Origin of the sequence: Stenotrophomonas sp. PAMC25021, from assembly GCF_004795795.1 — a bacterium.
Taxonomy (GTDB): domain Bacteria; phylum Pseudomonadota; class Gammaproteobacteria; order Xanthomonadales; family Xanthomonadaceae; genus Stenotrophomonas; species Stenotrophomonas muris.
On the sequence record NZ_CP039255.1, the window covers coordinates 4,309,195 to 4,326,870 of the forward strand.

19 protein-coding genes are annotated in these 17,676 nt (G+C 66.9%); 12 read left to right on the top strand and 7 right to left on the bottom strand.

The window, feature by feature from the left end; all coding sequences use genetic code 11:
• Positions 1–11 precede the first annotated feature (11 nt).
• Together E5790_RS19955 and E5790_RS19960 are read left to right on the top strand one after the other, a co-directional pair.
• Positions 12–1,049: a glycoside hydrolase family 43 protein gene (locus E5790_RS19955; RefSeq protein ID WP_111205722.1), complete on the top strand. Its 1,038-nt coding sequence runs from the start codon at positions 12–14 to the stop codon at positions 1,047–1,049.
• Positions 1,050–1,053: 4 nt separating this feature from the next.
• Positions 1,054–1,884, top strand: a complete 831-nt coding sequence (locus E5790_RS19960; protein ID WP_014647198.1) for an aldose 1-epimerase — start codon at positions 1,054–1,056, stop codon at positions 1,882–1,884.
• 113 nt (positions 1,885–1,997) lie between these two features.
• Here E5790_RS19960 and E5790_RS19965 read toward each other — a convergent pair whose 3' ends face one another.
• From E5790_RS19965 to ptsP, 4 genes are all read right to left on the bottom strand, one after another.
• On the bottom strand, positions 1,998–3,251 hold the full coding sequence (locus tag E5790_RS19965; protein ID WP_111205723.1) for a carbohydrate porin: 1,254 nt from the start codon (positions 3,249–3,251) through the stop codon (positions 1,998–2,000).
• 13 nt (positions 3,252–3,264) lie between these two features.
• Entirely contained in the window at positions 3,265–4,971 is a 1,707-nt protein-coding gene (locus tag E5790_RS19970) for a fructose-specific PTS transporter subunit EIIC (RefSeq protein WP_111205724.1), read from the bottom strand.
• A gap of 86 nt (positions 4,972–5,057) precedes the next feature.
• Complete coding sequence (locus E5790_RS19975; RefSeq protein ID WP_136191793.1) at positions 5,058–6,014, bottom strand: 1-phosphofructokinase family hexose kinase; 957 nt, start codon at positions 6,012–6,014, stop codon at positions 5,058–5,060.
• On the bottom strand, positions 6,011–8,521 hold the full coding sequence (gene ptsP, locus E5790_RS19980; protein ID WP_136191794.1) for a phosphoenolpyruvate--protein phosphotransferase: 2,511 nt from the start codon (positions 8,519–8,521) through the stop codon (positions 6,011–6,013). The genes E5790_RS19975 and ptsP overlap by 4 nt, the downstream gene beginning before the upstream one ends.
• A 157-nt stretch (positions 8,522–8,678) precedes the next feature.
• On the opposite strand from ptsP, the gene E5790_RS19985 reads away from it, so the two are divergent.
• From E5790_RS19985 to E5790_RS20000, 4 genes are all read left to right on the top strand, one after another.
• Positions 8,679–9,662, top strand: a complete 984-nt coding sequence (locus tag E5790_RS19985; protein WP_014647193.1) for a LacI family DNA-binding transcriptional regulator — start codon at positions 8,679–8,681, stop codon at positions 9,660–9,662.
• 92 nt (positions 9,663–9,754) lie between these two features.
• Positions 9,755–10,375 carry a hypothetical protein gene (locus tag E5790_RS19990; protein ID WP_227863764.1) on the top strand — a complete coding sequence of 207 codons (621 nt, stop codon included), beginning with the start codon at positions 9,755–9,757 and terminating at the stop codon, positions 10,373–10,375.
• Between the two features lie 81 nt (positions 10,376–10,456).
• A complete protein-coding gene (locus E5790_RS19995; protein ID WP_111205727.1) occupies positions 10,457–10,867 on the top strand; it encodes a Rap1a/Tai family immunity protein in 411 nt (136 codons plus the stop codon).
• Positions 10,868–10,989: 122 nt separating this feature from the next.
• Positions 10,990–11,223: a hypothetical protein gene (locus E5790_RS20000; RefSeq protein ID WP_014647190.1), complete on the top strand. Its 234-nt coding sequence runs from the start codon at positions 10,990–10,992 to the stop codon at positions 11,221–11,223.
• Between the two features lie 7 nt (positions 11,224–11,230).
• On the opposite strand, the gene E5790_RS20005 is transcribed toward E5790_RS20000, so the two are convergent.
• The 3 genes from E5790_RS20005 to E5790_RS20015 all read right to left on the bottom strand — a co-directional run bounded on the left by E5790_RS20005 (position 11,231) and on the right by E5790_RS20015 (position 12,731).
• Positions 11,231–11,800, bottom strand: a complete 570-nt coding sequence (locus tag E5790_RS20005; RefSeq protein ID WP_111205728.1) for a cysteine hydrolase — start codon at positions 11,798–11,800, stop codon at positions 11,231–11,233.
• Positions 11,801–11,803: 3 nt separating this feature from the next.
• Positions 11,804–12,442: a DUF6766 family protein gene (locus E5790_RS20010; RefSeq protein WP_014647188.1), complete on the bottom strand. Its 639-nt coding sequence runs from the start codon at positions 12,440–12,442 to the stop codon at positions 11,804–11,806.
• 100 nt (positions 12,443–12,542) lie between these two features.
• Positions 12,543–12,731: a hypothetical protein gene (locus E5790_RS20015; RefSeq protein WP_014647187.1), complete on the bottom strand. Its 189-nt coding sequence runs from the start codon at positions 12,729–12,731 to the stop codon at positions 12,543–12,545.
• Positions 12,732–12,879: 148 nt separating this feature from the next.
• On the opposite strand from E5790_RS20015, the gene E5790_RS20020 reads away from it, so the two are divergent.
• The 6 genes from E5790_RS20020 (at position 12,880) to E5790_RS20045 (ending at position 17,653) form a co-directional block, all read left to right on the top strand.
• Positions 12,880–14,043, top strand: a complete 1,164-nt coding sequence (locus E5790_RS20020) for a zinc-dependent alcohol dehydrogenase (protein WP_111205729.1) — start codon at positions 12,880–12,882, stop codon at positions 14,041–14,043.
• A 10-nt stretch (positions 14,044–14,053) separates the two neighbouring features.
• Entirely contained in the window at positions 14,054–14,557 is a 504-nt protein-coding gene (locus E5790_RS20025; RefSeq protein WP_111205730.1) for a hypothetical protein, read from the top strand.
• Between the two features lie 102 nt (positions 14,558–14,659).
• Positions 14,660–15,601, top strand: coding sequence for an acyl-CoA dehydrogenase (locus E5790_RS20030; protein ID WP_111205731.1), 942 nt, complete (start codon positions 14,660–14,662; stop codon positions 15,599–15,601).
• A complete protein-coding gene (locus E5790_RS20035; RefSeq protein ID WP_014647183.1) occupies positions 15,589–16,347 on the top strand; it encodes a PIG-L family deacetylase in 759 nt (252 codons plus the stop codon). Before E5790_RS20030 ends, E5790_RS20035 begins: the two co-directional genes overlap by 13 nt.
• Entirely contained in the window at positions 16,344–16,931 is a 588-nt protein-coding gene (locus E5790_RS20040) for an SAM-dependent methyltransferase (protein ID WP_111205732.1), read from the top strand. Before E5790_RS20035 ends, E5790_RS20040 begins: the two co-directional genes overlap by 4 nt.
• Positions 16,928–17,653: a glycosyltransferase gene (locus tag E5790_RS20045; protein ID WP_111205733.1), complete on the top strand. Its 726-nt coding sequence runs from the start codon at positions 16,928–16,930 to the stop codon at positions 17,651–17,653. Before E5790_RS20040 ends, E5790_RS20045 begins: the two co-directional genes overlap by 4 nt.
• The last annotated feature ends 23 nt before the right edge of the window (positions 17,654–17,676 follow it).

Sequence of the window (17,676 nt, forward strand, 5' to 3'; positions counted from 1 at the left end):
AGATGACGACCATGATCGACCTCTCTGCCGGCGAAGACGGCCAGGCCAGCGAAGCCCGTCTTGCGCAGCTCACCGCGCACGCCATTTCGCAACCGCTGGTGACCCACATCTATACCGCCGACCCTTCGGCGCATGTGTTCGAGGGGCGCCTGTACATCTATCCGTCGCACGACATCGACGGCGGCCAGCCATTCGACGACGAAGGTGGCCACTTCGGCATGCAGGATTATCATGTGCTGAAGATGGATACGCCCGACGGCACGGCCGTCGATTGCGGCATGGCGTTGCATGTGCGCGATGTGCCCTGGGCCCGGAAACAGATGTGGGCCCCCGATGCCGCCTGCCGTGATGGCCGCTACTACCTCTACTTCCCGGCCAAGGATGCCGAGGGCCGGTTCCGCATCGGCGTGGCGATCGGTACGCGGCCGGAGGGCCCGTTCGTGCCCCAGCCGGAGCCGATCAAGGGTGCGTACTCGATCGACCCGGCCGTGTTCGAAGACGAGGATGGCAGCCACTACCTGTACTTCGGCGGCATATGGGGCGGGCAGCTGCAGAAGTATCGTGACAACCAGTACAGCGAGGCCCACGAGGAGCCCGAGGGCAGCGCACCGGCGCTGGGCCCGCGCGTGGGCCGCCTGGATGCCGGCATGACCGAGCTGGCCGAACCCACCCGCGAAGTGCAGATCCTGGATGAGCATGGCCAGCCGCTGCGCGCGGACGACCATGCGCGCCGCTTCTTCGAAGGTCCGTGGCTGCACCGGTACCAGGGTCGCTACTACCTGTCGTACTCCACTGGCAACACCCACCAGCTGTGCTACGCCATCGGCGACAGCCCGTATGGACCGTTCACCTACGCTGGCGTGATCCTCACCCCCGTGGTCGGTTGGACCACCCACCACTCCATCTGCCAGTTCGAAGGACAGTGGTACCTGTTCTATCACGATGCACTGATGTCCGGCGGCATCACCCACCTGCGCTCGGCCAAGTGCACGCCGCTGCACATTGAGCCGGACGGAAGCATCCGCACGATCAACCCGTATGGGGCCTGAGCGGATGCTGCCGGTGGATGATGCGCTGGCTCCGCTGCCAGCCGGCGAGCTGCACTGGCTGAGGTGCGGCGAACTGGAGGTTGCGTTCGCCGCAGGGGCGGGCGGGCGCGTGGCGCACCTGCGCTACCAGGGCGTGGAATGGCTGGTGGATGCGCAGCAGGCAGGCCCGGCGGCGATCGCGTGGGGCTGCTACCCGATGGTGCCGTGGGCCGGGCGCATCCGCCGTGGACAGTTCCATTTTGACGGCAGGCCGCATCGGCTGCCGCTCAACTTCGACGGGCACGCCATCCATGGGGTGGGTTTCTCGCGACCCTGGCGGATCGACCGCTTGGACGCGGCGGCAGCCCGGTTGTCGCTGGAGCTGCCGAGCGACGGCTACTGGCCTTTCGGTGGCGCTGCCGTGCTGGACCTGCAGTTGCAGGCTCACAGCCTGCAGATGGACCTCTCGGTCCAGGCCGGCGGCCAGGCGATGCCGGCGGTGCTGGGCTGGCACCCCTGGTTCCGGAAGCCGGAACGACTGCTGTTCAGTCCTCGCTCGATGTATCCGCGGGACAGGGAAGGTATTGCCACGCTGCCCCGCGTGGAGCCCACCACCGGCCCCTGGGATGACTGCTTCATCGCCGACGGTGACGTCACGCTGATACGCGAAGGCCAGCACCTGCGGCTGAGGTCGGACCACGACCACTGGGTGGTCTACGATGGTACGCCGCACGCCACCTGTGTCGAACCGCAGAGCGGCCCGCCAGATGGCTACACCCTGGCACCGCACCGGCTGGAGCCCGGCCAGCGCCTCGCGTTGACATTCGAACTGGCGTGGGCGGCGGACAGCACCTGAAACCCCGGCCAGGGCAGGCGATCACCCGGGTGCCGGGCGGTCGGTACGCCGCCTGGACCGGCCGTGGACCCGGTGCCTGACACGGGCCGCGCCCCAGGACCACCTGACATTTCCTACAGGTTCCAGTCGATCCGCATGCCCGCGATCAGCGCATCCGGCAGGTCGTGCTGGCGTGCGGGCTCATTGAACTGGTCGGGGTGCACGATGTAGTGCAGGTTCGGTGCAACACGAAGCTGCGGGGTGAGCTGGATGCCATAGCTCAGCTCCATCATCACCTGGCTCCCGTGCGGGGTGCCGCTGCCACCGGCTGCGGCGCGGGCGAGGCGCAGGTCTTCCAGCGCGATGCTGCTGTACTTCTGCTGGGTCACGACGAAAGCGATGCTGTCCTGCGGCCGCCGGGCGAACGTGCCTTTCTGCACCAGCCCGGCCTGCAGGAAATGATCCTCGATCAACTGGCCGGAGGTGCCCTTGAGCGCCGCACCGAAAAGGGTCAGGCCGCGGCCGGCACCATCACTGGTGAGTTGCTGCTCGAAGCGGGCGAACGCACCGGAGCGACCGTGACGCGTCGCGTACTCCTGGCCACTGAGCAGCGCGGGAATGCCGTTGGCATCGCGCAGCGGATCGCGATAGGTCGAGTTGTCCTGCCAACCACCGAGTTCGTAGCGGGCTTTCAGTCGTGCCGAAGCAGGGCTGCGCCAGCCGATCGTGTAGGGCACGATCCAGCCGGTGGCCTGGTTCGTATTCCACTTCAGGCCATGCTGGCCATCCTCGGCCTGGCTGGGATCAACCTGGTAGGCGCCGACGCGGACATAGACATCGGGCGTCACCCAGGCCGTGGCATCGGCCATCCAGCTCGACACCGGCCACCAGGTGAAACTGCTGGTGCGGAATACGTAGGTCGGGTTGCCACAGGCCGAGTTGCCCTGGAAGTACCGGCACAGGTCCGAACCCAGGTGATGGATGTTGGCGACGCTGCGCCCTGCTTCCAGCACCAACCGGTCGTTGAAGAACTTCTGTTCGAGGGTCAGGTTGGCCAGGCGCGTGCCCTGGCCGCCGTAGATTTCCTGCACCGAGGTGCTGTTGCCCGTACTGCTGTTGGCGAGATTGGTGCCATGGCGGTTGATGCCGTAGGCCTTGACCGTCGCACCTCGCCAGCCAAACGCCGCGTCCAGGTCCACGTCGGCACCGAACATCAGTTGGCCGGCATAGGCCGTGCCGCTGCGCTTGCCACCGTCGAGCTTGGCGGCCGCTTCGCCGGTGTAGGCGAGCTTCGGAGCGAAGACGTCGCTCGCGTCGGCGGCTGCGGCCAGTGATGGCAGGGCCAGCAGGATCACTGTCGGCAGCAGGCGGCGGGAAGGGGAGGTCATGGGCGGGTTCCTTTTACAGGGTGGGAGCCGTGACCGGCTTCTTGAGCACGCGCAGCGCGACCGCGGTGACGGCCACGCCGGCCACGAGTGCCAGCAGGTAGATGCCAAGGTGGGTGACTGCGTTCGGGATCGGCAGCACGAACACGCCGCCATGCGGCACCTTCAGTTCGACGCCTGCGGCCATCGAAATCGCACCGGCCACGGCAGAACCAAGGATCAGCGCCGGAATGGTGCGCAGCGGATCACGCGCGGCATAGGGGATCGCGCCTTCGGTCACGAAACTGAGGCCAAGCACGCCAGCGGCACCGGCCGTGCCACGCTCCTCGGCAGTGAAGCGGTTCCTGAACAGCCATGTCGCCAGTGCGATACCCAGCGGCGGCGTCATGCCGCCGATCATCGTCGCCGCCATCGGCGTGTAGACCTGGCTGGAAATCAATGCGGTGGAGAAGGCGTAGGACGCCTTGTTGACGGGTCCGCCCATGTCCACCGCCATCATGCCGCCCAGCAGCAGGCCAAGCAGGATCGCGCTGCTGCCTTGCATGCCGCGCAGCCAGTCGGTCAGCCAGGCCAGCAGCCCGGCCACCGGCGTACCGATTACATACATCATCAACAGGCCGACCAGCAGCGTGCCCAGCACCGGCAGGATCAGCACCGGCTTGAGGCCTTCCAGGCTGCGCGGCAGCCGCAGCGCACGGTTGATCCAATGCACGCCGTAGCCGGCGATGAAACCGGCCAGGATGCCGCCGATGAAGCCCGCATCCATGTTGACTGCCACCAATCCCCCGATCATGCCCGGGGCGATGCCCGGGCGATCGGCGATGGAGTAGGCGATGTAGCCGGCCAGTGCCGGCACCATCAGCATGAAGCCGGACTTGGCGCCGATCTGGAACAGCGACCAGGCCAGCGTGCCCTTGTGTGCATCGTCGAAGGCATAGATGCCGCCGAGCGCGAACGCCAGTGCGATCAGCAGGCCGCCGGCAGTGACGAACGGCAGCATGAACGACACGCCGGTCATCAGGTGCTTGTAGGGGCCGGTGACCCTGGCCTTCTCGGTGGTGCGACCTGAAGCCACCGTGCCGGTCTGCACGCCAGCCTCGGCCAGCGCCTTGCGGATCAGGTTCTGGCCGTCATTGATCGCCGGCTTGGTGCCGCTCTTGAACAGGCGTTTGCCAGAAAAGCGCGACAGATCGACTTCGCGGTCGGCGGCGATCAGCACCAGGTCGGCGGCGGCGATTTCGTCGTCGCTCAACGCGTCCTGGGCGCCGACCGAGCCCTGGGTTTCCACCCGGATCGCGTGGCCCAGTGCCTTGGCCGCCTGCTGCAGGCCTTCGGCCGCCATGAACGTGTGGGCGATGCCGGTCGGGCAGGAGGTGACGGCGACGATGCGCTTGCCCGCGTCATCCCTGGAAGGGGGTGCCGATGCTGCGGCGAGCTGCGCCAGCACGGCGAGCGGGTCGTCCAGCACTTCACCGAGGCCGGCGCGCACGATCTGGGCATTGCCGAAGCGGGCGCTGTCCGCCTCGCCGTCACCCACCAGCAGCAGCTGCGTTGCGGCGGCAGCCTGCGCGTCGGACAGTGCCCCGGTCACGCCCTGATTGCTGCGGATTTCGATCGCCAATTCGACCCTTTGCTGGCGTGCGGCGCGGCGCAGCGCTTCGGCGGCAAGAACGGCCTCGATGCTGCGTTCGCCAGCGGCGATGACTACGGTGGAAGCTTGCATGGCAACTCCTGGAATTCTTCGGGTTCGTCCTTGCAGCAGGGGCCATCGGTGGCCCAAGGCCAGCCGCAGCCCCCTCTGCAGGGGTTTCAATCCAACCGCTCGATCAGTACATCGCCGGTCCACGCGCGCACCTGCGCCGGGTCCAGCCGCCGCGCGTCGCCACTCTCCAGCCGGCTCATCGAGAACGCCGTGGCCAGTCGCGCACAACCGGCCAGGTCGGGGGAGGGCTCCAACAAGGCGGCGGCGATGCCGGCGACCATGGCGTCGCCGGCACCGACCGTACTGCCCTGCGCCAGTCGCGCCGGCCGTGCAACCAGGGCGCCGCTGCGATCAATGAACAGCGCGCCGTCGGCGCCCATCGAGATCGCTACGAGTGCAACTCCGCGTTCGACCAGGGCCCGGCCCGCGGCGCGCAGGGCGCTGCGATCCAGCAGCGGCGTGCCGGCCCAGGCCTCCAGTTCATGGCGGTTGGGCTTGGCCGCGTAGGGCAGTGCACCCTGTGCACCACTCAACGCGGCGGCAAGCGCGTCGCCACTGGTATCCAGCAGTACGCGCGCGCCGGCGGCGCGCACCTGCGCCTGCAGTCGGGCCCATGCATCGGCTTGCAGCCCGGACGGAAGGCTGCCGGACAGCACCACCGGCAGCTGCGGCTGGAGCAGTGCGTCGAGTCGGCGCGATACCGCGTCCAGATCGGCGTCGCACAGTGACAGGCCGGGCAGGTTGATGTCGGTGGTCTCGCCGTTGGCATCTTCCACCAGCTTGATGTTGGTGCGGGTACGGCCCGGAATGCGCAGACACGCGTCTGCGATGCCCCGATCGGAAAACAGTGCGCTGAACACGCCGTCGTTGCCATCGCCGAGCACGCCCAGCGCAGTGGTCGGCACGCCCCAGTCTGCCAGGCAAGCGGCCACGTTGATGCCTTTGCCGCCGGCGTCGTCGCGGGAACTGCGGGCGCGATGCACGTGACCCGGTTGCAGGTGCGCCAGCCGCACGGTCTGGTCGATTGCCGGGTTCAGGGTAATGGTGACGGCGCGGGCGCTCATGCGCGCACTCCATCGAGGGCACGCACCTGCTCAGCGGTTTCGCAGTCCAGCGCCGTCGCAGCCAGCGTTCGCAGATCGGCCAGCGCGCTGCCACGCAGGCGTGCTTTCACGGCCGGGATGTCGTTCGGGGTCATCGACAGTTCGTCCACGCCCAGGCCGGCCAACAGCAGTGCGCCGAACGGATCGCCGGCCAGCCCGCCACAGACGCCCACCCAGCGCCCATGCAGTCGTGCGCCTTCCACCGTGGCGCGGATCGCGCGCAGCACGGCCGGATGCAGGCTGTCGGCCTCGGCGGCCAGCTCCGGATTCTGGCGGTCGATCGCCAGCACGTACTGGGTCAGGTCGTTGGTACCGATCGAGAAGAAGTCGGCGTGGCGGGCCAGCACATCGCTCTGCGCCGCAGCGGCCGGCACTTCAATCATGATGCCGATCGGTACCGCGGGCGCCTGCAGTGCTGCGCGCTGGCGCTCGCAGATGGCGCGCAGTGCGACCAGCTCGCTCACCGAGGTGATCATCGGGAACATGATGGACAGGCGCGCGCCGTCTTTCGCCGCGCGGTACAGCGCACGCAGCTGCGGTTCCAGCAGGTCCGGCCGGCGCAGCAGCAGGCGCGCGCCGCGCACGCCCAGGAACGGGTTTTCTTCATGCGGCAGCTCCAGGTGCGCCACCTGCTTGTCGCCACCGATATCGAGCGCACGCACGATCAGCGGGCGGCCGCCGAGTGCCTTGGCCATCGCCACATACGTGGTGTACTGCTCATCCTCGCTGGGCGTACTGCCACGTTCAAGGAACAGGAATTCGGTACGCATCAGGCCGACGCCTTCCGCGCCTTGCTCCAGTGCCAGCGGCACCTGCTCGGGCAGGTTGACGTTGGCGCCGATGTCGATGCGGTGGCCGTCCGGCGTCTGTGCCGGCTGCGCACGTTGCGCCGCTTCACGCTCGCGGATCTGCTGCTGTTCGGCGATCCACGCGCGCGCCGAGGCGAGGTCGGCCTCGGACGGAGACAGGTAGAGCCGCCCGCTGCTGCCGTCGATGATCGCCTCGCGACCGGCGCTGATCGCGAGCAGCTCGCCCCCCCCGGCGACCAGCGCCGGCAGGCCGAGGGTGCGCGAGAGGATGGCGGTGTGCGAGGTCGGCCCGCCCTGCGCGGTGGCCAGGCCAATCACGCGGGTAGTGTCGAGGTTGGCCGTGTCGGACGGCGACAGGTCCGCCGCGATCAGGATGCACGGGTGCGCGGGCAGGTCGGCCAGGCCGCCACCGGCGGCCGACGGATCAAGCTGCGCCAGCACTCGGCGGCCAACGTCACGCAGGTCGGCGGCGCGCCCGGCCAGCACCGGGTTGCCCAGCGCGGCCAGGCCCGAGGCGATGTGTTCGATGGCCTGGTGCCAGGACCATGCGACGCCATGGCCTTCGACCATCAGCTGGCAGGTACGGGTAATCAGGTCGGTGTCGTCCAACAGCGCGGCATGGGCCTTGAAGATGGCGGCGTCCGAGGCGCCAAGCCGGCGCTGGGTGTCATCCTGCAGCGCGGCCAACTGCTGGCGGGTACGTGCGAGCGCGTCCTGCAGACGCGCCCCGCCTTCGCCGAGCGGGGCCGGGCGATCGGCGACCTCGACCTGCGTGCTGGCCAATACATGCACCGGGCCGATTGCCAGCCCAGGGCTGGCACCGATGCCGACGATGGCAGCCTGTGCCTCGGGCGGATTCCAGCCTGCCACCGGCGTGGCCTTGCGTTGTGCTGCGCGTTCGGCGTCGGCCTTTTCCTGTGCCACCAGGTCCTCCATGACCCTGCGCAGCGCGGTCAGCAGGGCAGGGGCATCCGCCCCCTCGGCAGACACGCTGACGGCATCGCCATGACGCAGGCCAAGTTGCAGCAGCGCGACCAGACTCTTGGCGTCCGCTGCCTGGTCGCCGGCACGCACCTGGGCGCGGGCCGCAAAGCGGCGCGCCGTCTCTGCCCAGCGCGTGGCCGGGCGCGCGTGCAGGCCGCTGGGGTAGGCAATGGTCCAGTCAAAGCGCTCGGCCAGATCGGTGGCCGGTACCTGGGCGGTCGTGATCGCAATGTCGCCGGTCAGCGCGTTGACGATCTCACCCGCATCGGTGGTCGCAAACAGGCGCTGCAGCGTTGCCTCATCCTGGATCAGCCGGGTCAGGCGGCGCAGCAGGGTAATGTGGGTATCGGACTGGGCAGCGATGCCAACCACCAGACGGGTGACCTGCCCCGGATTCCATTCCACGCCTTCCGGCAACTGCAGCACGGCAATGCCATCGCGGCGCACCAGATGGCGGTCCTCGCCAAGCCCGTGCGGGATTGCCACGCCATGGCCGAGGAAGGTGTTGGCCAGCGCTTCGCGCCGTCCCATGCTGGCCTCGTACCCCGGCGCCACGCAGCCGGCCGCGACCAGCATCTGCGCGACCTGGGCGATCGCATCGGTCTTGTCCTGCGCCCGCGCGTCCAGGCGGATCAGTTCCCGGCTGACGGGGGAGGGGAAGGTCTGGGGCGACAAAGGGCGGCTCCGGCAAAAGGATGGCTGGGCATATTGGGAACGTTCCCACCGCCTATTTCAATGTGCACTGCACAAAATGCCAATAGCTCTTTGGCGTTAGCATTGTCCTGAACAGCCGCCGGGCCATGGCAGGCGCACTTTTCCGGGAACGTTTCCAATGAGTATCAGCATCAATGACGTCGCGCGTGTAGCGGGGGTATCCAAGTCCACCGTGTCGCGGGTGCTCGGGGGCGGCCCGGTCAGCGAAGAGGTTCGCGGCCGGGTCGAGGTGGCGATCCGCCAGACCGGCTATCGGCCGAACCTGCAGGCAAGGCGGCTGCGCTCCCGGCACACCGGCATCATCGGGTTGATCGTTGCGGATATCCGCAACCCGTTCTTCACTGCGCTTATCCGTGCGGTGGAGGAGGTCGCCTATCGCGAAGGCCTGCGCGTCACGCTCTGCAACACCGACGAAGACCCCGAGCGCGAGGCGCTGTACCTGCAGTTGATGCACGAGGAGCGCATCAGTGGACTGATCTTTGCGCCCACACGGACCACGGTGGGGCGGCTGGAACGGCTCACGCTGGACTTCCCGACGGTACTGGTGGACCGCGCCGCGGCCAGCGGGTCGATCGACAGCGTGGTGCTGGACAATCCCGCGGCAATGGGCGCCCTGGTCGAGCATCTCGTCGAGCGTGGCTATCGCCGCATCGGCGGCCTGTTCGGCAGCACCAGCACCACGGCGGCCGAGCGCCGCGACGGCTATCTTGCTGCGATGCGCACGCACGGATTGGAGCCGGATTACCGTGAAGTCGAGCCAACGGCCGAGGCCGCCATCGCAACGGTCGACCAATGGCTGGCCGGCCCTTCGCGTCCCGACGCGCTGGTCACCAGCAACAGCCTGCTGCTCATGGGTGCATTGAAGGCGGCACGCAGCGCCGGTCTCGCCATTCCAGGAGAGCTGGCGCTGGCAGGGTTCGACAACGAGCGCTGGACCGAGCTGGTCGAACCTGGCATTACCGTGGTCGAGCAGCCGGTTGAAGACATGGGGCGCGCTGCGATGTCGCTGTTGCTGGAACGCCTGCGCATGCCGGAGCTGCCCGTGCGCAGGCTGGTGATGACGGGAAGGTGCGTGGTGAGAGGGTCGACGGCTGGGCGATAGTCCGGCACCGGCCTGCGGCAGCCGCCAGATGTTGGCGGGTCATGCGTTGTCTGCTACAAGCCAACTGTACGCAGACACAGTGGAGGATCGCCTTGTCAGAGCCCTATTCAGCACTGCTCCGCCTGAAGATTTCCCACCACGATCTTTCCAGATGGCTGGCAGCGCCCGTGCCTTCATCATCCCGTTGGTCCGACTGGCGAGGCATCTCCGGGCAGTGGCGCATGGAAAACGGTCAATACCTTGCCTCGTGCAGCGACGAGGCGTTGGACCACCTGCTCGCGGATTGCCAGGCGCTGTTGGCCCGCTACCCCGACAATCGCGCCGCATTGAAGGCTTTCCTTGCCTCTGCACAGGCCGGGAATATCCAGATTGCCGCCTATGACCGCACTGCTACGCACTTTGTCGCAGGATCGCTGACGTATTCGGAGAGCCTTTACGATCTCATCGCGTTTCTTGCCGTGGCACGAGGCGCCGCCGACTTCCTGAAGGGGGGCGACGAAGGCGTGGCACTGATCCACGACTATCTCTGGGCCGAGGAAGGTGAGCAGGAGACGGTTGCTGCGATTGGGCTGGCCGGCCCCGGGGAATCCGGATTCCTGTCATCCGCAGACCTGGATGCCGCCACCGAGCCCTTCGAAACATTGGTGGAGGCCATGCTGGAAGCCGAGGACGACCCGGAGTTTCGTCCGCGCAACCAGCTTGATCGGCTTTGACCTCTGCCGCGTGGCGTCCATGAAAGCAACAGCCAGGGCCTCAACATGAAGAGACATCACCAACCCCAGGCGCGCCGCGTCATGCGTCGGCTCCTCGCACTCGGCCTCTGCGCGCTGGCTGGGTCCGCTTTGGCCGGAACAATGCAGCCGGTACGGACCTGGCTTGTCAGCGGCACGGAACTCATTACCCTCCTGCAGGGGAAAGGCGATGACGGGTTCTGCGACGGTGAACAGTGCCGGATCCTGTCCAGCGCTCGCGCCAGCGGCTATATCCTGGGCGTCGCCGATGCCAGCCGCGGACAGTGGTGCGGGCAGCGCCAGATCCTTCCGCATGAACTGGTCGACCATGTGTCTTCCCATCTCCGGCAACTGCCCCGCGAGCGATTGCAGCAGGATGCGTCGCCACTGGTTGTCGAAGGGCTGCGCACGGCGTTTCCCTGTGGTCGCGGCACACCACGTGGCAACAGTGCCGAGCCCGGCAATGACCAATGAAGCACGCCGCGCCCGCTTGGCGACGATGCGGACGTCCTACACCCTCACGACACGGTGCATTCACGGCCACCGACATTCGCGCTCGCCACACTGCATGTTCCTTCCACAGCACGAGGTGCCCCATGGCTACCTGTGATGTCTGCGGCAACAACTACGACAAGAGCTTTACCCTGCAGCAGGGCGGGCGCAGCGGCACGTTCGATTCGTTCGAGTGCGCGATCCACGCATTCGCACCCCGCTGCGCACACTGCAAATGCGCGGTCATTGGGCATGGCGTTGAAGGAAATGGCCAGATCTTCTGCTGTGCACATTGCGCCGGTCATGCCGGCGTACAGGGTATAGCCGACCGGGCCTGAGCTGCCTTCAGCGCCCTCCTGCTTCCTGCCCAGAGACAAGCGAAGAAAGCCGCGCGATCCGGGCTGCACCCGAATCAGCCAGCAGCGCCAGTGCGCGCCGCTTCCGGGATGGCAGCCCCGCCACGACCTCCGATGCCAGCACGACGTCGAACTCTCTGGCGTTGGCATCCAGCGCGGTGGCCAGAACGCACGAATCGGCCGTCATGCCACTCAGGCACAGGCGGCGCACGCCCAGTTTGGCCAGCAGAATCGGCAAGGGACTGGCCAGGAACGCCGAGTGCTTGGGCTTGAGCACGAAGTAATGACCGGGCAAGGGCGAGAGAAGGCTGGCAGTTCGTCCCGCCGGACCGCCGTCGCGCCGGCACTGTTCCACCTGCTGGCGGAAATCGCGCTTCCAATCCGAGAAATTGTCATTGGCGTAGATGACCGGCCACCCGCGTTCGTCGAAGTGATCTCTCAGGCGCCGGATCTGCCGGGCCGCCCGCTCTGCCGCGGGCGCCAGCTCCTGCGCGCCCGGGAAATCGAAACGGCTGAACATGTCGATGATCAGCAAGGCCGTCGACGGATCATCTGCCATGGTTCAATCTCCTGTCTGGGTATGCGGCGCCTCGACCGGCTTGGACTGCGGCGAATCCTTCTGGCGCAGGAAGATCGTCAGCACCACCAGAGACAGCACGGCCAGGAACTCGCTTTGCCAGTTCTGCATGGATTCGAACCAGAATGTGCTGCTGGCGAGGTGCTCCACAAAGCCTGGCGGCGGCAATCCCTTCAACTGCTGTTCGGCCTCCTCGGCGCGCCAGCTTCCCAATGCATGCAGCGTAAAGCTGAACAGGAACAACAGCCCGAACGCAATCGCCAGCGAATGACCGTAAAGAACCTTCCACAGGCCACCGCGCCTGACCGGCCAGGGCGTGCGGCCGGGTTCGATGCGATTCTGTTCCTGCGCGGGGTCCAGCGGCCGCGATTCGGCCGAACCGCGCTGGCGCAGGCTGACCGTCAGCAGAACGTACATCCCCATCTGCAGGAATTCGCTCTCCCAGTTCTCGAACGTAGCGCTGACGAAGTGCCCGGTAGCCAGGTAGTGCGAGAAATCGATCGGCATGCGTCCGTGCTCGACCAGTTCCTGGTTGTGCACGTGATGCCCCGCAACTGCCTGCCCCACAATGAACACCAACGTGAGCGCAAGCAGCACCAGCGAGAGACCGTTGCGTTTCCACATGCAAGACCTCGTTGAGGCTGCTCCAAAGACCGTCCATGAAGCTTGCGCCGACAAAGAGCCATGCCTCGTGATTGCTGCGCATCCGGAATGTGAGGCGGACTCAACGCTTCCCCGTCGGATCGGGATCAGGGCGCTCGTAGTCCTCCGGTACCGCCTTGGGGCCATCGCCGTCGTCGGGCATGTCGTGCTCCTTCCATCTGGCTCGATCATTGCGCCGTTTGTCCGGCGTGTGCGCCTTTGACTGATCGTCCACATCCGTCGTTGGATTGAAGGGCAGTTTGTCGTTCATGGGCAGCTCCTGCGGCGAGAGAGTGAAGCCTGCGCCGCGCCGGGTTAACGCCACGACGCTGCAGAATGAACGCCGCGCACACCGGGATGTCACTGCAGCCGGATGGCGGCCTTGCGATGCTGAAGGCCCGAGCTCCTGGAGCAGCACGATGCAGGCATTGACCTATCACGGCCGCAGGGATGTGCGCGTCGAGACTGTGCCCGACCCGGTACTGGCGGCGGATGACGATCTGATACTGCGGGTGACCGCCACCGCCATCTGCGGTTCAGACCTGCACCTCTACCGCGGCAAGATTCCTGATCTGCACGATGGCGATGTACTGGGCCACGAATTCATGGGCGTGGTGGAAGAGGTCGGCAGCGGCGTGACCCAGGTGAAGCCGGGCGATCGCGTGGTGATTCCCTTCGTGATCGCCTGTGGCGAGTGTTTCCACTGCAGGCTGGCCGAATATGCCGCATGCGAGACCACCAATTCTGGCAAGGGCGCGGCGCTCAACCAGAAAGGGCTGCTGCCTCCAGCTGCTTTGTTCGGATACAGCCATCTGTATGGCGGCGTAGCCGGTGGCCAAGCCGAATTCGTACGCGTGCCGAAGGCCAACGTGGGCCCGTTGCGCATTCCGGAAGGCGTGGCCGATGAGCAGGTGCTGTTCCTGTCTGACATTCTCCCGACCGGCTATCAGGCCGCGCTGAACGCGGGTGTGAAGCCCGGCTCGACGGTGGCCATCTTCGGCGCCGGTCCGGTTGGGCTGATGAGCGCGGCCTGTTGCCGACTGCTGGGAGCAGAGACCATCTTCATGGTCGACCACCTCCGTTACCGCCTGGACTATGCACGCCGTGCTTACGGCGTGACCCCCATCGACTTCAAGGAGATAGAAGACCCGGCCGATTACATCCTTACCCAGACCAGTGGGCGGGGCGTAGACGCCTGCATCGAGGCCGTAGGCTTCGAGGCCGAGGGCAGTGCGTTGGAGTCAGCGTTGACCGCTGTAAAGCTGGAAGGCAGCAGTGGCGTGGCGATACGGCAATGCATCGCGGCAACGCGCCGTGGCGGCGTGGTCAGCATTCCAGGCGTCTATGCCGGCTTCATCCATGGTTTTCTGCTGGGTGATGCGTTCGACAAAGGACTGACATTCAAGATGGGCCAGACCCATGTGCAGGGGCTGATGCCGGAACTGCTCGACGCAATCATGGAAGGAAAGCTGGATCCGGGTGACATCATCTCGCACCGGATGCGCCTGGCCGACGCTGCGCAGGGCTACGCGATATTCGATGCCAAGGATGACGACTGCCGCAAGATCGTGCTGACACCCTGAGCATGCTGCCATGAGCGCGATTGCCGCCGGTGTCTACGCACTGTGGCTGGCTGCCGGCTGGCTGGACTTCCATTTTCACCGGCGGACCGACCTTCCACACACCTCCGCGATGCGCGAAAGCCTGTTGCATGGGGTGCAGTTGCTGCTGATCGGCAGCGGAGTGCTCGCATGGCTCCTGCTGGAAAACACGCTGTCGCTCGTCACGTTTCTGGCACTTCTGGTCCTCGCGCACGCAATCGCCGGCTACTTCGACACCGTCAGCGCGGACGGCAGACGACGCATCAGCCCGGCAGAGCAGCATGTGCACAGCGTGCTCGATGCCGCGCCGTGGGTCCTGCTGGGCTGGGTGGGCTGGCAGGCCCACCCCCGGTGGTCGCTCGACGTGAAGCCTGCAGCACCGGGCGTCTGGTGGCTGGTCCTGCTGCCGGCGCTGGGCGTGGTCGTGCTGCCATGGTTGTGGGAGCTGCGGCAGTGCCTGCGCGCACGGCGGCAGCGCCGGCAAGCGAGCGCGTGAGGATGATCGCGCAGAGAATTCATGCGCCGGCTACGCCTCCCAGACAGTGATGTGACCGCTTGCCGCCTACGTTCGACATGTCTCTCCATTTCAGGCTCCTTCATGCAGCATGTGACGTCGCCATCCCCGCTGGAGGGCCGCGCTCGCGAGGTAGTGGTCCAGCGGCCCGACCTGCCATTGCCCGGAAGCGGCCGCACGCTGCGGCGGTGGCAGGCGCTGGCGGCATGGGGGGCGGAAGACCTGTGCCTGGCCAAAGTGCTTGAGGCGCACTACGACGCCCAGGCGATCATCGCCGAACTGAACGCGCCCGAACTGGCTGAAGGCCAGCTACTGGCGGTCTGGGCCGCGGAAGGTCCAGCCAACACACTCCGCTTCGATGCCCACGGCCAGCTCCATGGTGACAAGCCCTGGTGTTCCGGCAGCGCGTGGGTGGATGCGGCATTGGTAACCGTCCGCAACGCGCAGGGCGTGTGGCTGTGCCAGGTCGCGGCGAAACACTGGCGCACGCTTGCAGATGAGCCCTGGCCGGCCGTTGGCATGGCCGGCGTTCCGTCCACCACGGTGCGATTCGACGGCGCACCGATGGCGCTTCTGGGAACGCGCGATGAGTACCTGCAGCGACCGGGCTTCTGGCACGGCGGTGCGGGCATCGCGGCAGTCTGGTTCGGCGCGGCGGCCGCCTTGGCCGAGCGCATGCGGCCAGCCTGCAGCGAGGGGAATCGCGCGCGATTACTGGGTGAAGTGGACCTCGCCTTGGGCCCGGCGGCGGCGCTGCTTCGCGAAGTGGCGGCACGCATCGACGCCGCGCCGGAATCGGCGCATCGCGAAGAGGTCGTGCGCCTGCGCTGCGTGGTCGAGCGCGCGGCGACGCGTGTCCTGGATCTGGCGGGGCGCGCATTGGGCCCGGCGCCGATGTGCCTGGAGGATGCCCACGCCCGTCGCTGCGCGGACCTGACCGTGTTCCTTCGGCAGAACCACGCAGATCGCGATTGGGAATGGCTGGGCGGCCAGCGGGCGAGCCAGGAGGCGACATGGGCGCTGTAGCCAGGACACCCCTGCAGGGGGAAGGAACGCAGGAGCAGGCATGGCTGCGCTGCGATTGGCTGTGGCAGCGGCCGGCAACATCGGCCAATGCCCTCTGCGCCGGCCATGATCGCGTCGTGGTGGTCGCACCCCATCCAGACGACGAGATCCTCGGCTGTGGTGGACTGCTCCGTCACGCTGCGGAGCAGGGCATGGAGGTACGCGTCGTCGCCGTGACCGATGGCGAAGCGTGCTATCCGGACGAGCACTGGTGGACGCCAGAACGCCTGCGCTCGGCGCGACGCGCCGAGCTTGCCGCAGCGCTGGGCGAACTCGGTATCCGGCCTGGATCCGCGTTTCATCTCGGCATCGCCGACGGCGCGGTCAGTGCGCACGAACAGGGCCTGGAAGACTGGCTGCAGCAGCACCTCCAGCCGAGCGACCTGGTCCTGGCACCCTGGCGCTTTGATGGGCATCCCGATCATGAAGCCGCAGGGCGTGCTGCCTGCAGGGCGGTGCGGGCAGTGGGCTGCCGACGCCTGGAGTACCCGGTGTGGGGCTGGCACTGGCTTGACCCCGCCTGCGCACATATGGCGTGGGAGGTTCCCAGGCTGATCGACATTTCAGCAGTGGCTGCCGCAAAACGAAACGCCATCGCGCACTTCCGGACCCAGACCGGCGAGGTGCCGGAACTGAACAGCCCGCCGGTGCTGCCCGCACATGTACTTACCCGATTCTTCCGGAACTACGAGGTATTCCTGGCATGAGCGCGCAACCGTACTTCGATGAACTGCATGAGCAGGAGGATCCCTTCGGCTATCGCAGCCGATGGTATGAAGAACGCAAGCGTGCGCTGCTGCTGGCCAGCCTGAGCCAGCGCCAGTTCATTCGGGGCTGGGAGCTGGGATGCTCCAACGGCGTGCTGACCGAGGCCTTGGCCGCCCGCTGCGAGCGCCTGCTGGCCACCGACATCAGCCCACGCGCAGCGTTCCGGGCCCGCCGCAACCTGGCCCACCTGCCGCATGTGCAGGTCCATTGCGCCAGCCATCCCGAGCAATGGCCGCCGGGCCGCTTCGACCTGATCGTCTGCGGGGAAATGGGCTACTACCTGGGTGCAGCAGCTCTGCACGAGCTGCGCGCCGGCATCGATTCGGCCCTTCGCGACGACGGACTGCTGGTCGCCTGCCATTGGTTGCCTTCGTTCCAGAGGCGCGCAAGTCGCACCGACGTCGTGCATCGGTGCCTTGGCCAAGGCCTGCACGAAGCCTTCCACTATCGTGATGCGGACTTCGTGCTGCAGGGCTGGACGCGCAGCTCGCTGTCGCTGGCCCGCAACGAGGGCCTGCGATGATCGGCATCCTGGTTCCGGCCCATGACGAGGCAGCCAGCGTGGAGCGCTGCCTGCAATCGATCCGAAGGGCAGCCCTGCATCCCGAGCTGCACGGCGAAGCAGTGCAGGTGGTGGTTGCACTGGACAGCTGCTCGGATGCCACCGCGTCCATCTGCCAGCAGCAGCGGGTCGATACGGTGCGCCTGGAAGCACGCTGCGTCGGCGTTGCCAGGGCAGCGGCCGCCGCTGAGCTGCTCGGACGCGGTGCGAGATGGCTGGCGAGCACCGATGCCGACAGCGAGGTACCTCCCGAATGGCTGGTTGCCCAGCTTGAGGGCCGGTGCGACGCCTTCTGCGGACTGGTGGACATAGCAACCACCTCCAGGACGGAGAAGCGCCTGCGACGCGCGTTCCAGAAACGGCAGCAGTGGGGCGACGATCATGGGCGCATCCACGGTGCCAATTTCGGCGTCTCCGCCCAGGCCTATCTGGCGGCCGGGGGATTTGCTCCCCTGCGCTGTGGAGAGGATGTTGCACTGGTGAGGAGGCTGCAACGCCTCGGCGCTACCGTAAGGTGGGCCGGCGCTCCCATCGTCATGACCAGTGCCCGCCTGGTGGGACGCGCGACCGGAGGGTTCTCGGCCTACCTGGCCGGAATGGAGGGTGCGCGCCCCGCCACGGCGGCAGATCGGCGGATGGCGGTACCTGGAAGCGCCTCGGAAACCACGCTGAATTGGGCATGATGTGATGTTTTCCCGGCTGGCGT

What these genes read in the sequence shown, in the direction of transcription:
- E5790_RS19965 (WP_111205723.1), bottom strand. Translation starts at nt 3,251, where the DNA reads ATGACCTCCCCTTCCCGCCGCCTGCTGCCGACAGTGATCCTGCTGGCC.
- E5790_RS20025 (WP_111205730.1), top strand. Translation starts at nt 14,054, where the DNA reads ATGAGCGCGATTGCCGCCGGTGTCTACGCACTGTGGCTGGCTGCCGGC.
- E5790_RS19975 (WP_136191793.1), bottom strand. Translation starts at nt 6,014, where the DNA reads ATGAGCGCCCGCGCCGTCACCATTACCCTGAACCCGGCAATCGACCAG.
- E5790_RS20015 (WP_014647187.1), bottom strand. Translation starts at nt 12,731, where the DNA reads ATGAACGACAAACTGCCCTTCAATCCAACGACGGATGTGGACGATCAG.
- E5790_RS19960 (WP_014647198.1), top strand. Translation starts at nt 1,054, where the DNA reads ATGCTGCCGGTGGATGATGCGCTGGCTCCGCTGCCAGCCGGCGAGCTG.
- E5790_RS20000 (WP_014647190.1), top strand. Translation starts at nt 10,990, where the DNA reads ATGGCTACCTGTGATGTCTGCGGCAACAACTACGACAAGAGCTTTACC.
- E5790_RS19955 (WP_111205722.1), top strand. Translation starts at nt 12, where the DNA reads ATGATCGACCTCTCTGCCGGCGAAGACGGCCAGGCCAGCGAAGCCCGT.
- E5790_RS19985 (WP_014647193.1), top strand. Translation starts at nt 8,679, where the DNA reads ATGAGTATCAGCATCAATGACGTCGCGCGTGTAGCGGGGGTATCCAAG.
- E5790_RS20005 (WP_111205728.1), bottom strand. Translation starts at nt 11,800, where the DNA reads ATGGCAGATGATCCGTCGACGGCCTTGCTGATCATCGACATGTTCAGC.
- E5790_RS20030 (WP_111205731.1), top strand. Translation starts at nt 14,660, where the DNA reads ATGCAGCATGTGACGTCGCCATCCCCGCTGGAGGGCCGCGCTCGCGAG.
- E5790_RS20010 (WP_014647188.1), bottom strand. Translation starts at nt 12,442, where the DNA reads ATGTGGAAACGCAACGGTCTCTCGCTGGTGCTGCTTGCGCTCACGTTG.
- E5790_RS20045 (WP_111205733.1), top strand. Translation starts at nt 16,928, where the DNA reads ATGATCGGCATCCTGGTTCCGGCCCATGACGAGGCAGCCAGCGTGGAG.
- E5790_RS20040 (WP_111205732.1), top strand. Translation starts at nt 16,344, where the DNA reads ATGAGCGCGCAACCGTACTTCGATGAACTGCATGAGCAGGAGGATCCC.
- E5790_RS20020 (WP_111205729.1), top strand. Translation starts at nt 12,880, where the DNA reads ATGCAGGCATTGACCTATCACGGCCGCAGGGATGTGCGCGTCGAGACT.
- E5790_RS20035 (WP_014647183.1), top strand. Translation starts at nt 15,589, where the DNA reads ATGGGCGCTGTAGCCAGGACACCCCTGCAGGGGGAAGGAACGCAGGAG.
- E5790_RS19995 (WP_111205727.1), top strand. Translation starts at nt 10,457, where the DNA reads ATGCGTCGGCTCCTCGCACTCGGCCTCTGCGCGCTGGCTGGGTCCGCT.
- E5790_RS19970 (WP_111205724.1), bottom strand. Translation starts at nt 4,971, where the DNA reads ATGCAAGCTTCCACCGTAGTCATCGCCGCTGGCGAACGCAGCATCGAG.